At 71.2% G+C, this 13,366-nt stretch carries 7 protein-coding genes; 4 read left to right on the top strand and 3 right to left on the bottom strand.

Annotated elements, in window-relative coordinates:
• Positions 1-69 precede the first annotated feature (69 nt).
• On the bottom strand, positions 70-873 hold the full coding sequence (locus HUT06_RS28855) for an NAD(P)H-dependent oxidoreductase (RefSeq protein WP_176198583.1): 804 nt from the start codon (positions 871-873) through the stop codon (positions 70-72).
• Positions 874-1,013: 140 nt separating this feature from the next.
• Between HUT06_RS28855 and HUT06_RS28850 the strand changes: the two genes are divergently transcribed.
• Entirely contained in the window at positions 1,014-1,859 is an 846-nt protein-coding gene (locus tag HUT06_RS28850; RefSeq protein WP_176198582.1) for a helix-turn-helix transcriptional regulator, read from the top strand.
• Positions 1,860-2,340: 481 nt separating this feature from the next.
• Here HUT06_RS28850 and HUT06_RS28845 read toward each other — a convergent pair whose 3' ends face one another.
• Both HUT06_RS28845 and HUT06_RS28840 read right to left on the bottom strand, forming a co-directional pair.
• The gene (locus HUT06_RS28845; RefSeq protein ID WP_176198581.1) at positions 2,341-2,940 is read right to left on the bottom strand and encodes a superoxide dismutase; all 600 of its coding nucleotides are present in this window, start codon (positions 2,938-2,940) and stop codon (positions 2,341-2,343) included.
• A gap of 272 nt (positions 2,941-3,212) precedes the next feature.
• Entirely contained in the window at positions 3,213-3,419 is a 207-nt protein-coding gene (locus HUT06_RS28840; RefSeq protein WP_176198580.1) for a hypothetical protein, read from the bottom strand.
• A 518-nt stretch (positions 3,420-3,937) separates the two neighbouring features.
• Between HUT06_RS28840 and HUT06_RS28835 the strand changes: the two genes are divergently transcribed.
• The 3 genes from HUT06_RS28835 to HUT06_RS28825 all read left to right on the top strand — a co-directional run bounded on the left by HUT06_RS28835 (position 3,938) and on the right by HUT06_RS28825 (position 13,343).
• Positions 3,938-7,129, top strand: a complete 3,192-nt coding sequence (locus tag HUT06_RS28835) for a DUF6603 domain-containing protein (protein ID WP_176198579.1) — start codon at positions 3,938-3,940, stop codon at positions 7,127-7,129.
• On the top strand, positions 7,126-9,537 hold the full coding sequence (locus tag HUT06_RS28830) for a hypothetical protein (RefSeq protein WP_176198578.1): 2,412 nt from the start codon (positions 7,126-7,128) through the stop codon (positions 9,535-9,537). Before HUT06_RS28835 ends, HUT06_RS28830 begins: the two co-directional genes overlap by 4 nt.
• A gap of 89 nt (positions 9,538-9,626) precedes the next feature.
• Positions 9,627-13,343, top strand: a complete 3,717-nt coding sequence (locus HUT06_RS28825; protein ID WP_176198577.1) for a hypothetical protein — start codon at positions 9,627-9,629, stop codon at positions 13,341-13,343.
• Positions 13,344-13,366 lie beyond the last annotated feature (23 nt).

Below are 13,366 nucleotides of genomic sequence, written 5' to 3'. Positions count from 1 at the left end.
TCGGTGCACTCGCGCTCGACCCCAACGCCGTCGCCGCCGGTGGCCGCCGATGACCCGAAGACCGGCGTCTCACCGAGTCGAGACGGCGGGTGCGCGGCCGCGCACGTGCAGCCCGAAACCCGTGCGGCCAGCGGGCTCCAGCCCCTCCTTCAGGTGCAGGGAGGGGATCTCGTAGTCGCCGAAGTTCTGCCGCCGGAACGCGATCGGCTCGGTCGACTCCAGGGTGAGCAGGCGCTGCTCCCATGCCTTGGCGACGTCCGGGTAGTCCTCGCCGGACATCCGGTCGGTGCCGTACAGCACGAACGGCGGCAGCACCTCGATGCCCGGGTAGTAGAGGATGCCGTGCTGGATCGGGAACAGCAGATCATCGATGGGGCCGTTGATCCCGCGGGCGGCGTAATGCGACTCCGGACCGCCGGCGGTCACCGACAGCAGGGCCCTCCGGCCGGCGAGGGTCCCTTCGCCGAAGCGCTCGCCGTACCTGGTGTCGCTGTGTTCGCCGACACCGTAGGCGAAGTGGTAGGTGAACACCCGGTCCACCCAGCCCTTGAGGATCGCGGGCATCGTGTACCACCACAGCGGGAACTGAAAGATGATCGTGTCGGCCCACAGCAGCCGCTCCTGCTCGGCGAGGACGTCCGGGGTGAGCGTCCCGGCGTCGAAGGCCCGGCCCGAGTCCAGGGCGACCTTCAGCGGAGCCGAGGCGTGGGAGCCGTAGTCCGCGGCGTCCACGACCGCCTTCCAGTTCATCGCGTACAGGTCGCTCACCCGCACCTCGTGGCCGGCGCTCTCCAACGTGGACACCGCGAGGTCCCTCAGCGAGCCGTTGAGCGACTTCGGCTCCGGGTGGGCGTAGACGATCAGCGTCTTCATGGGGAGACTCCTTCGGATCGGATGCCTTCGATCCTGGACGCCGGGGCGCTCGGCGTTCAGGGACGCCTCTTCCGGCGGACGGGACTTCCTGGTAACGGCAGGACCACCTTCACCGGCGGCACCGAAGCGATAATGGAGGCATGGACGATCTTGCGGGCTTCCTCAGGACCCGGCGTTCCCGAGTCGACCCGGCAGTCGTGGGCATCCCCGCCGACAGCCGCCGCCGGGTCCAGGGGCTGCGCCGCGAAGAGGTCGCGCATCTGTCCGGAGTGAGCGTCGACTACTACGTACGCCTGGAGCAGGGCCGCGCGACCCAACCCTCAGAGCAGGTTCTCGACGCGCTCGCCCGGGTCCTGGGCCTCGACGAGACCGAACGCGGGCACCTCGACCGGCTCGCCCGGCAGCGCCGCCGCCCGAAGGCGCCGGGCGGGCGGGTCCGGCCGGAGCTGCTGCGCGTCCTCGACCTGGTCGCGGACGCACCCGCGCTGATCATGGACCACCGCCTGGACGTGCTCGCCGGGAACCGCCTCGCCCGGCTCCTCTTCGGCCGTCCGATGCCGGGCCTGAACACCGCCCGGCACATCTTCCTCGAAGAGGCCGAGCGCGGCCTTTACGCGGACTGGGAGACCTGCACCCTGGACGTGGTCGGACACCTGCGCCTGGCCGCCGGGAAATACCCCGAGGACCCCCGCCTGGCCTCGCTCATCGGAGAGCTGGCGATGGGCAGCGAGCGCTTCCGCCGCCTGTGGGCCCGTGCGGACGTGCGCGCCCGCGCACACGGGCGCAAGGCGTACCGGCACCCGTTGGTCGGCCTGCTGGAACTGCACCAGGAGAACTTCGCGCTACCGGATGGCTCGGGCATGGAGCTCTTGGTGCTGTCCGCGGCCCCCGGCAGCCCCGCCGAGGACGGGCTGCGCCTGCTCGCCGGCCTGGACACGGGCAGCGGTGACGCGCATTCCACAGGGAGCGCTCGGGCTCACCAATGAGCCGGCATTCCTCACCGGCAGTACGCCGGTGCCCTGGCCGCCGTCACCGGCCGATCTCCCATCACCTCTGATCCACCGGCTCTGCAACAGCCCGGCGACACGGCCGCCGCGGACGAGGCCGGGGGCCCGCTGCCGTCCGCGGGCGGCGGCGTGCGGGATCCGCGGAGCACTCTGGCGCCTGCGGGCTGCCCGGCATCCTGTCCCGCTGGTCACCGGTCCCCGCCGGCCAACCGCCCGAGCCCGGCAGAGATGATCAGGCGGCCTACGCCTCCCGCTGAGGACGTCCGGAAGACACCGTTGATCCGGCACACATGCGACGGCTCGGTGCGGTCGAGGTCACGTGCCGCAGGCCCTACCGGTGGCGATCCAGGCCGGGTGGTGGGGGGAGAATGCGAAGCGGCGCCCGCCGGACCCGGGGAACGTGTTCTGAGCATGATCCGGGGCCCGGTGGGCGCCGCGGTCCGCGGGGCCTGAACCGGTGTCAGGCGTTCTTGGCGGCGGTGAGGCGGGCGGCGACGTCGTTCCAGTTCACCAGGTCCCACAGTTTCTGGACGTAGTCCGGGCGCACGTTCTTGTACTGCAGGTAGTAGGCGTGCTCCCAGGCGTCGAACACCAGTAGCGGGGTGGAGCCCATGCCGACGTTGCCGTGGTGGTCGTAGACCTGCTGGATGATCAGCCGCTGCCCGAGGGGCTCCCAGCCGAGCACGCCCCAGCCCGATCCCTGGACGGTCGCGGTCGCCTGCGTGAGCTGCTTCTCGAACGCCTCGAACGAGCCGAAGTGCTCGTCGATGGCCGAGCCGAGCTCGCCGTCGGGGCGGTCGCCGCCGTCGGGGGACAGGTTGTCCCAGAAGATCGTGTGCAGGACGTGCCCGGACAGGTTGAACGCGAGCGTCTTCTCCAGGCCAACCAGGCCGCCGAGCTGGTCCTTGTCACGCGCCTCGTCCAGCTTCTCCAGCGTGTCGTTGGCGCCCTTGACGTAGGCGGCGTGGTGCTTGGCGTGGTGCAACTCCAAGATCTCGCCGGTGATGGCGGGCTCCAGGGCGGCGTAGTCATAAGGAAGGTCCGGAAGTGAGTACGTCATGCGGCCACTATTGCAAACAAGTCGCAACTGCATCAACATTGCAGCCATGGCACCCCACGAGTCGGCCTCCATCCAGGTCGGCGCATACATCGTGTGACGCGCTACCGAGGGTTCGCCCCAGGCCGGCGCTCACCAGTCGGCGCCGCGCAGACTGACCTGCCTGCTCGGCATCGTCCTTGAACCGCTCAGGCCCGTCGGCATCAGCAGCCATCCCGCGCCCCGCCGCAGTAGCACGACTTTCGACGCCCTCGATCAGGTGGCGTCGGGCGCGTTCAGCCCTGGCCTCCCGGAGCGGGCGGCCGGTCTAGGCATCGCCACTTCTTGGAATGCTTAGAGTTATCAGGCGTATGCGACATGTAGTAGCCGGGCATGGCGATCGCTGGCTGCAACGTGACGATGCGGAAGGTTGCGGGTTTATGCCGGTAGCGGAGCTGCGCGGGGATTTTGCGGATGCCGTGGGCCTGTTCGGCGGACGGCACGAGGAACAGTTTCGAGGGTGTCGAAGCAACGGGCTTGTGTCCATCGGGGGCGATATGTCGGGTTGCAGGGCCGGGGTGACATTCGTGCCCGCCCAACGATCAGACCGCCCTCGTTGTGGACGACTCATTCGTGCGGTCCGTCCAGTGCGGCACCTTTACCTGATCTGCATGGTCGCGCCGCGCGAGTTCGATCGCAAGTGATGCAGGGAAGTGCGATCTGAAACATGAGAGCGTCTCGGCGCAGCCTGCCTGAACTGTCCTGGTGAACGACCGTAGGATTTTCCGTGACACAGACTCTGACCCGGCCATCGACTATGACCATGGGAAGTCTGCAGACCTGGCTGAAGCGGCTCAGTGCGCCGGACGGGCTGGAGATTCCCGGGGGGCTTCCCGCCGAGTTGAGGGACGTTCGGGCCGCCATCGATTTGAACGTTCTCAAAGAGTGGTTTTCCAAACTCGCCAAGACGACTACCCTCATCGGAATATCGACGAACGCCAAGAAATTGGCGGATTTGTCGTTGTGCGGCACGGTTGTCGACACGAAACTGGAGTTGACCGTCCGGTTCGTCGCCGCGAGTGATGAACCCAAGGCCGCCGACCCGGTCGCCGGGGTCGTGGTGAGCCTGTCGCTGGCCGGGACGGAGAAGTTCGCGTTTCTGGCGGACGTCCTGCAGACGGTGACCCTCGACCTCGAGACGCGGATGATGGACGACGGGATGCGGCGCCGCTTGTCCGTTTCCGCGGAGTTCCAGGTCTCCAGCGACAGGACGCTGACGGCCACCGCCGAGCTGGACTCCACGGCCACCGCCAAGTCGGATTCCAAACCCACTGCCAAGACGGATTCCGAGGCGACTTCCAAGGGGGACTCCAAGGCCACCGCCGAGCTGGACTCCAAGGCCACCGCCAAGAGCTTCGAGTTCACCGTGGCGTCGTCCGACCCGATCTCGGTGGCCGAGGCGCTGCACGCGCTCGGATTCACTGAGGCGCAGTCGCCGGCGTTCCTTCCGTCGCTCACCGGCATCGTCCTGCGCTACGACGTTCCGGAGGCGGGCAAGCACCGCATCGTCGTCTACCCGGCCGGGACGGAGAAAGGGACGGTGGCGTGGGCTGCGGCGGTGCTGCCCAAGGAGGGCGAGGAGAAGAACAGGCCCGTCGTGGCCTCGGCGATGGTGCCGTTCGGCTCCAAGGCGCGGCTTTCCGAGCTGGATCTGCTGCGCGGGCAGATCCCCGCCGACAGCGATCTCCAGATCGGCCTCCAGGCCGTCTACGCCTCCCAGGACCTGAAGGTGGACCGGATCAAGGCGCTCAACGGCGCCCTGGGCAAGGCGGCGGCGCCGCTGCCGGAAACCGGAGACCTGGCGGCGGGCACCACACTGGTCGCGTGGGTGACGATCGGGGACGAGACCCACAAGATGCTGGTGCGCGAACCCGCTTCCAAGCAGTCGCGGCAGACCGGTGATGGAAAGCAGACCGGTGATGGAAAGCAGACCGGTGACGGGAAGCAGACCGGTGACGGGGAGCAGACCGGTGACGGGAAGCGGGACGAGCCCGGCGATGACGCGCAGGCGGTGCGGAAGGTCGAGCGGGCACTGGGGACGCTGCATCTGCGGCAGGTCGCGGTCCGGCTGGTGCCCGCGGGGGAGGGGCGGGCGGCAAGGCTCGTCGTGAGCCTGGACGCCGGGTTCGTCGCGGCCGGCTTCGAGTTGACGGCGACCGGCCTCGGCATGGAGATCGACCTGACCGAGGACCCCGTCGTCCGGGTGGTGCTGCGCGGCCTGGGCGTGGCGTACGAGCGGGACCCGCTGCATGTGCTGGGGATGCTCGCGTCCCGTCCCCCCGACGGCGAGTACGAGTTCGCCTACGACGGGCTGATCATGGTCAAGGCCGCCAAATGGGGGCTCATGGCCGTGGGATCCTACGCCCGTCTCAAGGAGACGGACCAGCATCCCGCCTATACCTCGCTGTTCGTCTTCGGCGCGTCGGAGGGGAAGATCGGCGGGCCGCCGCCCCTGGTGTTCACCGGGCTGGCGTTGGGCTTCGGTTACAACAGCCGGCTCACTCTGCCCGAGGCCGACGAGGTGGCCCAGTTCCCGTTCGTGCGGGCCCTGGGCGACATGGGGCAGCTGACGGGGGCCGAACCCGACCAGCCGATCAGCCCCACCGAGGTGCTGGAGAAGATCACCGGCGGCGCCGACGCCGTGGTGTCACCGGCCGCCGGCGTCCTGTGGCTCGCGGCGGGTGTGAGCGCCTCGGTCGCCGAGACCGTGGACCTGGCGGGGCTGCTGATCGTCCAGTTCAGCGACCGGGACTTCCTGGTGGCACTGCTCGGGACGATGTCGGCCGACTTCCCCACGGGCTCGGCCGAGGCTGAGAAGACGCCGCGCATCGCCCACGTCGAGCTGGGGTTCCGGGCCCTGTATGAGCACGCGAAGCGGCAGTTCTCGCTGACGGCGGCGCTGGGCGGCAACTCCTGGATCTTCCACGAGGACTGCAAGCTGACCGGCGGCGCAGCCCTGTGCGTGTGGTTCCCCGGCAGCGTCCACGAGGGCGACTTCGTGGCCACGGTCGGCGGCTACCATCCCGCCTTCAGGAAGCCCGACCACTATCCGGCGGTGCCGCGGGTGGGGCTGAGCTGGTCGGCGAGTTCCGCGGTCGCCGTCAAGGGCGAACTGTACGTCGCCGTCACTCCCGAGGCGGGCATGGTCGGCGGGCGGCTGGAGATCAGCTACGACGCCGGGGGCCTGCGCGCCTGGCTGGTGGCCCATTTCAACGTCATCGTGTGGTGGGCGCCGCTGTACTTCCACGCCGACATCGGCATCACCATCGGCGCGTCCTACACCCTGGACTGCTGGTTGTTCAGCGTGACGGTCCGGGTGGAGATCAAGGCCACGTTGCAGGTGTGGGGGCCGCCCGCCGGCGGGCGCGCGCACCTGAAGGCGGGCCCGTTCTCGGTGAGCATCGGCTTCGGCGCCGACGAGGACCGGCGCTCGCGGCAGCTGGAATGGAAGGAGTTCCAGAGCAGACAGCTGCCCGAGGCGCCGCTGACCCTGTCGGTGCTGGGCGGACTGCTCACCGATCCGGTCATGATGAAGAAGGCGGTGCCGGGGAGCTGGATCGTCTCCACGGACGGGTTCGCGTTCACGACCCGCACCGCGATCCCCGCCACGGAGGTCGGCTACAACTCCGCGCGGCAGGCGCTCGAGGACGAGCCGGAGGTCGGCGGCGTCAAGCGCCGCCGCAAGACGCACCTCGACGTGCGGCCCATGCGCTACGCAGGGGAGCCGTCGAAGCGCTCCGTCCACAACGTGTCGGTCGTGAAGGACACGCACGGTGGATACCGGGACGACGGCGAAAGGTACACCAGCGCCGACGACTGGACCGTCGTCCCCCAGTACTCGGCCGTGCCCAACGCGCTGTGGGGCAAGGTACTGGACGAGCCGCCGCGCCCTGAGGAGGCCGCGACGCGCCCCACCGAGGTCTACGCGACCGGTCTCGAAGTGCGCATTCCGGCCCCGCGGCTGGTCGGCCGCAAGGTCGACACGTCCATCGAGGCGATCCGGGAGCGGCCGTGGGCGGGACAGGTCAATCCGCTCCGGCACGCCACTGCCGAGTGCACCGCGCCGGGCGGTCCGGGCGTCTCCCGCGAGACCGCGTTCGAGGAGATGAGCAAGGTGCTCACCGGACTGGGACTGCTGGAGGTCCAGCGATGACCACGCGTCCTCTGACGTTCGCCGACAACCAGGCGCCCTCCATCGGCAGAGGCGCCTACACCATCACCGTCGCGCAGACGCTGCCGGACGACCTGCCGCTCGGCGGCGAGCCGCCGCCAGCGCCCGTCACCCAGCGGATCGAGGTGGCGGGCCTGCGCCTGCACCTTGGGGAGCAGGAGGTCCACGGCGCCTACCCGCCGGCCGGGTCCGGCGGCCCGCTGGACGCCGTGCTGCCGCACATCGCCTTCGAACGGCGCGTACTGCCCTGGGAGAACCGGCTGGACTGGAAGGCCGGCGAGGAGGAGGACCGCAAGCGCCCCTGGCTGGCGCTCCTGCTGTTCACCCGCGGCGAGATCGTCGACGACCCGGAGGCGGCCGGGCTGGCCACCGCGGGCACGGCGGGGGAACTGCTGGTCGACGCCGCGGACGTGACCGTGCCGGAGTTCTCCCCGCGACTCACCGAGGACGAGCGGGCCCAGCCGGTCCGCACCATCCGCGTCACCAGGGAGACCTTCCGCGCGGTCGCTCCGCGCGCGACCGAGGTCGCGCACCTGGCCCACGTCCGCGGCATCCTGCCCGGCGAGGCAGGGGACGACGCGACCAGGCGGGCGGCCGAGTACTCGTTCATCATGGCCAACCGCCTCCCGTCCAGGACGGGCGGCCCCTACGTCGCGCACCTGGTCTCGCTCGAAGGGCACACCGGGCGATTCGCCGACCCGAGCACGCTCACCCGCGACATCCGGCTCCTGTCCCTGTACTCGTGGACCTTCACCTCCGCGCCGCGCGGGCATGCGGGCTTCTCGGGACTGCGCGAGCAGCTGCTCCGGTCGGCGATGCCCACCGGCGCGACGGACAACTCGCGGCGGCTCCTGCTGCGCCTGCCGCAACCGGAGACGACCCGCACCGGCGAATACACCGAGCACACCCGGTACAGGCTGGCCAACGGCTTCGTCCCGGTCACCCACGACAGCGGGAAGCCGGGGGATTTCGCCTGGTACCGGGGACCTCTGGTGCCCTACGAGGTGACCGGTCCGTCCCCCGCCGACACCGAGTACGGCGTCGACGACCTCGGCTACCCGGCCGCGCACGCCCTGGGCCGCGGACTCGTCCTGGCCGACCAGGACGTCGCCGCCGCGCTGGCCGCCTACCTCGACCGCGCGCACGCCCGCCTCGCGGAGGCGTGCCGCATCATCGCGCCCCAGATCCCCGCAGCGGCGGCAGCGGGGGCCGACGGGGACGGTGCGGACCTGCGGGAGGCGGTCGTCTCGCTGTTCGGGCAGGCCGGCGACACCTGGCGCGCGGCGTTCCGGAGCGTGGTCGTGGACGGTGAGCCGGGCCAGTACCACGCTGCCGTCCTCGCCGGGGACGCCTCGGGCGCGGGCGGCCCGGCCGGTGCCGGCGCGGCCCGCGACGAGCCCGGACCCGGCGCGGGAACCGGAGCCGACCTGGTCGCGGCGCTTCGCGAGGGCGACCTCGGCTCGGCCGCCGCACCGCCCATGACCGGGCTGATGAGCGCGTTCCTGGCCGCTGACGACTCGGTCCTGGACGGCCTCGCCGCGCAGGTCACCGCCCTGGCCCCGGCGGCGGCCGGTGAGCCGGACGGCGGCGACGCCGGGGCCGCCGACGGGAGCACCGATCCGGACGAATCGACGATCGTCCAGTGGCTGGACCGGCTGCGCCGTCTGGAGCAGGTACCGTTCGACCACCTCGTGCCGCACGCGGAGATGCTGCCGGCAGAGAGCGTCCGCGTCTTCCAGGTCGACTCCGCATGGGTGGACCACCTGCTGAACGGCGTTTTCGCCGCGGCCAAGCGCTCGCGCCTCGACCGCGAGGTGCTGGAGAAGCTGCGCGACACCTACCTGAAGCAGGCCCACGCACTTCCCCGGTCCGGGATTGTGATCCGCTCGCAACTGGTCTCGGCGTACCCGGAAATGCGGGTGAGCGTCTCCGCCGAGCAGGCCGACGGCTCCGCTCCGGCGGCCGGGCAAGTGCTGCGGTGCGACCGGATCGCACCCGACGTCCTGCTGTGCCTGTTCGACGGCCTGCCCGCCAGGATCGTCCTGAACGAGCCGATGCAGGGCCTGCACATCGGCTTCCAGAGGCGCAAGGGCGCGGACGCCGAAGACGACTGGGTCAGCCTGCGCACCCTGGTGGACGTCGACGAGCTCAAGGCGGGCCAGGCATTGGCGCCCCCGGTCTGGGTCAGGGTCCCCTACCGGTCGGCCGACGGCGCTGGAGCCACCGTCATCGACTTCAACGACGGCGAATCGGCCCTGGCGACGGCCATCGCCGGGGCGCTCGACGGCAGGTTCAAGCCGGACGGCACCACGAGGCTCAGCCCTGCCCAGCTCGCTCTGCAGATGATCCAGTCACCGGAAACCGCGGCCATGACCGTCTCTTCCGGTTGACCACCGCCTTCCCCCGCCGACCGACGTCCCGCCTCCCATCGCCCGCCGGCCCGGAGACCGTCCGGGACGTGCCTGTCAAGGAGCGCCCTGTGAGCAGCCCAGAAGCCGTCATCGTGCCCGTCCGCGTCACGGCGCTGATGGTCAACGACGCCGTCCGCAATCAGGACTGGCGCCGCTGGCGCCCCGACTTCACCGGACGCGGCGACCTCGGTCCCGAACCGGATCCGCTGAGCCAGCCGGTGAGCCGTCCCGACACGGGCGTGCTGGTGCACTGGGAACTGCCGGCGGCCTTGCGCGCCGGCGCCCTGCAGCCCGACGGGACGACGGCCTACGCGGCGGTCCCCACCCGGTGGCTCGTGGTGCGCTACGGCGGCAGGACCGGCGCCGACGAGCGCTCCGCCGCCGGATGGCTGGTCCACAGTGATCATCTGAGCGACACCGAAGCCGCCGACAACTCGCCCTACGCCGTCCCGGCGTCCGCCGCCGACCCGACACCGGTTCCCAAGCGCATCGGCCGCGTCCGGCCGCTGGACGGCGATCTGTCCGAGCCCGCCGGCCTCCTGCCCGGCCCGCTCACCGCGGTCGGCCCCGGCCTGCCGACCTTCGCGACCTACCAGCCCTACAACATGGGCGTCTTCTCGATGCACGACCCCCTCACCGATCTCGCCGGCGACCCGCTGGATCTCAGCTACCTGGTCATGGGCTGGTACGGCACCGACGTGAACGATCCGCTCGCCTGCGTCACCGCCAACCCATCCGCCAAGGCCATGGAGCAGATCACCGAACGGCTCCAGCGCCTCGGCTGGGACTGCCCCGTCCCGTCGGCCCCGGTCCGCACCGTCTGCGCCGGCGCCGCCGTCGGGGTCCGCTGGGAGAAGACCGGCGTCCCGGAGCCGGACCGCGACGAGGCACCCGCCACCGAGGACGACCCGAAGAAGCGACCCGTCACCTACGGCGTCGCCGAATCCTCGGCGGACGGGATCAGCGCGCTCGCCCTCGCCCACGACACCGGCTTCTGGAAGGACCCGGGCCGGCTCCGACGGCTGCAGGCCCTCCAGTACGGGCTGCTGCACCAGCTCGACACCCGGGACGGCATGGCGGCCGTCCAACAGCGCACGCGCGAGGCCCGATTCGAGCCGGTCGCGGGCGGCTTCACCTGGGACATCACCACCCCGCCGGCGACCCAGGGCGAGGACTCGCGGCCGGTCCGGCCGCTGCCCGAGCCGGAGCGGGCATGGCTGGCGGACACCAACGAGGCCCAGCGGGCCTACGACGCCGCCGCCCGGAGGCTCGCCCGCCGCCAGGAACGGCTCTCCGAGCTGTGGTGGTACGTCCAGCGGCTCAACGCGATCATCCGGTCTCGCGGACTGGCCAGGCAGCGGGTGGTCAAGCGCCGGCTGGAGAAGCTGAAGCAGAAGGTCGATGCGGACCTGGCCTCCTTCACCGGCAAGGTCACGGCCGAGCGCGCCGCGCTGGCGCAGGCTCCGGCGCTGCTGAAGGCCGTGACGCCCGAAGACCTGGACACCGCGATCGACGCCGAGGTCAAGCGGCTCACCGGGCTGTGGAAGCGCGCCCCCGCGGGACGGCCGATCCGAACGCCTCGGCCGGTATTCCACAACGCTCGCGAGCCGGTCGTCCTCATCAAGGGCGCAAGGGCGGCCCGGCTGCTGGACGACCCCGCGGTCATCCCGTGCCGGTTGTCGGGGGAGACAGTGACCAGGGCCGGTGAGGACGCCGCCGTCACCGCCCTGCTGCCCGCGGGCTGGGCGGCGGTGGCGGACATGATCCCCGCCGGTATCCCCGAGGATCTGCCCGAGCATCTGCTGACCGAATTCGCCTCGCTGGACCGGTACCGGGCTCCGGCCACCGCCACCTTCGCCGACCAGGCGACACCCGTCGCCTGGTCCGCCGCCGACCGGCGGGTCCTCGCCGTCCGCCGCGCGACCGCGTTGTGGAAGCAGCCGTGGACTCCCCTGCTGCTGGTGTGGGAGGCGGACTACTTCGCCGTTCCCCACCACCACTATCAGGACGTCGGAAAGCCCGAACCCCGCAGGAACTGGGAGTTCGGAGACGACTTCTACCAGTGGCGCGGCGAAGGCGACGCGGCGGAGGACAAGGCCGTCCCGCGCGGCGTCTCGGGTTCCATCCTGTTGTCGGCGCACGCTGTGGACAACATCGCCGAACGCCTCCGGCACGTCGATGCCGAGGCTCCCGGGCAGAGCGAGGAGTTCCTCCACGCGGTCGGCGACCTCGCCGGGCACCTCGCCGACGCCGGCGGCGGCACCGACCTGATCTCGCAAGCCCTGGACGGCTTCACCGAGAAGCTCACCGGCCGCGAATCCCGGGTCCGCCCCCGCCCGGAGGCGGCCGTCGCCGACGTTCTCGACGGGCACCACACCTTCGCGCCCAGGGCCCTGTCCGCCGTCACCCGGGAACCGGCGGACCCCACCCGCGACGAGAACTGGGTCGCCGCGCCCCACTACGAGCCCTACCGCGCCGGCCAGTTCCGATTCAACCGCCTGTTCCTGGTCGACCGCTTCGGCCGCGGCTACGAGGTCGTCCAGACGGCCGACCGGCCCGACCAGCGTCCGGCGCCCGCCCGGGCCGCGACGGTCGTCCCCGACGCCAAGGACCCTCGCAAGCCGGGCGGTGCCGACGCGCTCGTCCACGTCGGGCGGCAGGGGTCCTGGGCGCCGCACCTGTTCCAGCTCCGGCCGCGGCTCCCGCAGCCCGCCCGACTCGGCTTCGACTTCGTGTCCCGGCTGGACGACGCACGGGTCGCGTACAGCGCCGACGCCGGCGACCAGATCAGCGCCTGGATCGTACCCAGCTACTTCGACGGGGCACTGCTGTGCATGGCGGCCGACGGCCGCCTGCTGGGGGAGCTGCGTCCCGACAAGGACGCACTGGTCTTCGAGCGGTACCACGCGGACGCCCCCGCCCTCGGGCAGGACAGCGCCGAGCATCCCCACCTCGCTCGCTTTCTCAACGGCCTCGACTCCAGGGACGACCGGGTCAGGTCGCTGGAGGACCTGATCGCCGCGGTCGAGGCCGCACGGCTGGCCATCGTCCCGGACCGCCCGTCGTCGTCGCATCCCACACTGCGGATGCTCGGCCACCCGCTCGCGCTGATGCGCGCCCGGCTCGAACTGGAGGGCGATGCCGAACCGATCGTCCCGATCCTGCCCAGCCGGCTGGCGGCCGACCCGCCCACCGCGGACTACCAGGACTACGCCTGGCCGGTCCTGCTCGGCTCGACCTCCTCGTTCGAGGACGGTCTCATCGGCTACTTCGACCAGGACGACTACACCAGGCTCTACGCCGTGGCCCCTCCGCGCAACCCGCCGGAGGGCTATGTGGCCGGACGGGACAAGGGGGCCGGCCTGGCCCTGAGGCTTGGCGACTCACGCCTGGTCACACTGCTCGCCGATCCATGGGCCGGCGTCCAGGCGAACACCCATATTCTGCCGACCGGCTACCTGCGGCCCGACATCGACTACATCTCCCATGCGCTCGCGCACATGGACGCCGTCTTCCACGTCGGCCCGGTCCTGGGGCGCCTCCAGGGCGTCACCGTCAAGCGCGGCGACGGCACCGAGACGGTCACGCGGGCATTCGGCCTTCCACTGCCGGTCGTGGAGAGCGGCGAATGGACTTGGAGGCGGGCCGACGGGACCACGATCCCCGTGACCGCCACCGACACCACCGCCCGCATCGCACCCGAAGCCCGCGCGCACCTGCGCACCGGCCTGCTGCATCTCGCCAACGGCATGACCCGACGCCACGACTCGCCCGCTCGCCCGTAACCGACTGCTCACAGGAGCCCGGC

Source organism: Actinomadura sp. NAK00032 (assembly GCF_013364275.1).
Taxonomy (GTDB): Bacteria; Actinomycetota; Actinomycetes; order Streptosporangiales; family Streptosporangiaceae; genus Spirillospora.
Note: the sequence above shows the minus strand (reverse complement) of the source record. Positions and strands in the feature narration are given on the sequence as shown.

What these genes read in the sequence shown, in the direction of transcription:
- HUT06_RS28855 (WP_176198583.1), bottom strand. Translation starts at nt 873, where the DNA reads ATGAAGACGCTGATCGTCTACGCCCACCCGGAGCCGAAGTCGCTCAAC.
- HUT06_RS28850 (WP_176198582.1), top strand. Translation starts at nt 1,014, where the DNA reads ATGGACGATCTTGCGGGCTTCCTCAGGACCCGGCGTTCCCGAGTCGAC.
- HUT06_RS28845 (WP_176198581.1), bottom strand. Translation starts at nt 2,940, where the DNA reads ATGACGTACTCACTTCCGGACCTTCCTTATGACTACGCCGCCCTGGAG.
- HUT06_RS28830 (WP_176198578.1), top strand. Translation starts at nt 7,126, where the DNA reads ATGACCACGCGTCCTCTGACGTTCGCCGACAACCAGGCGCCCTCCATC.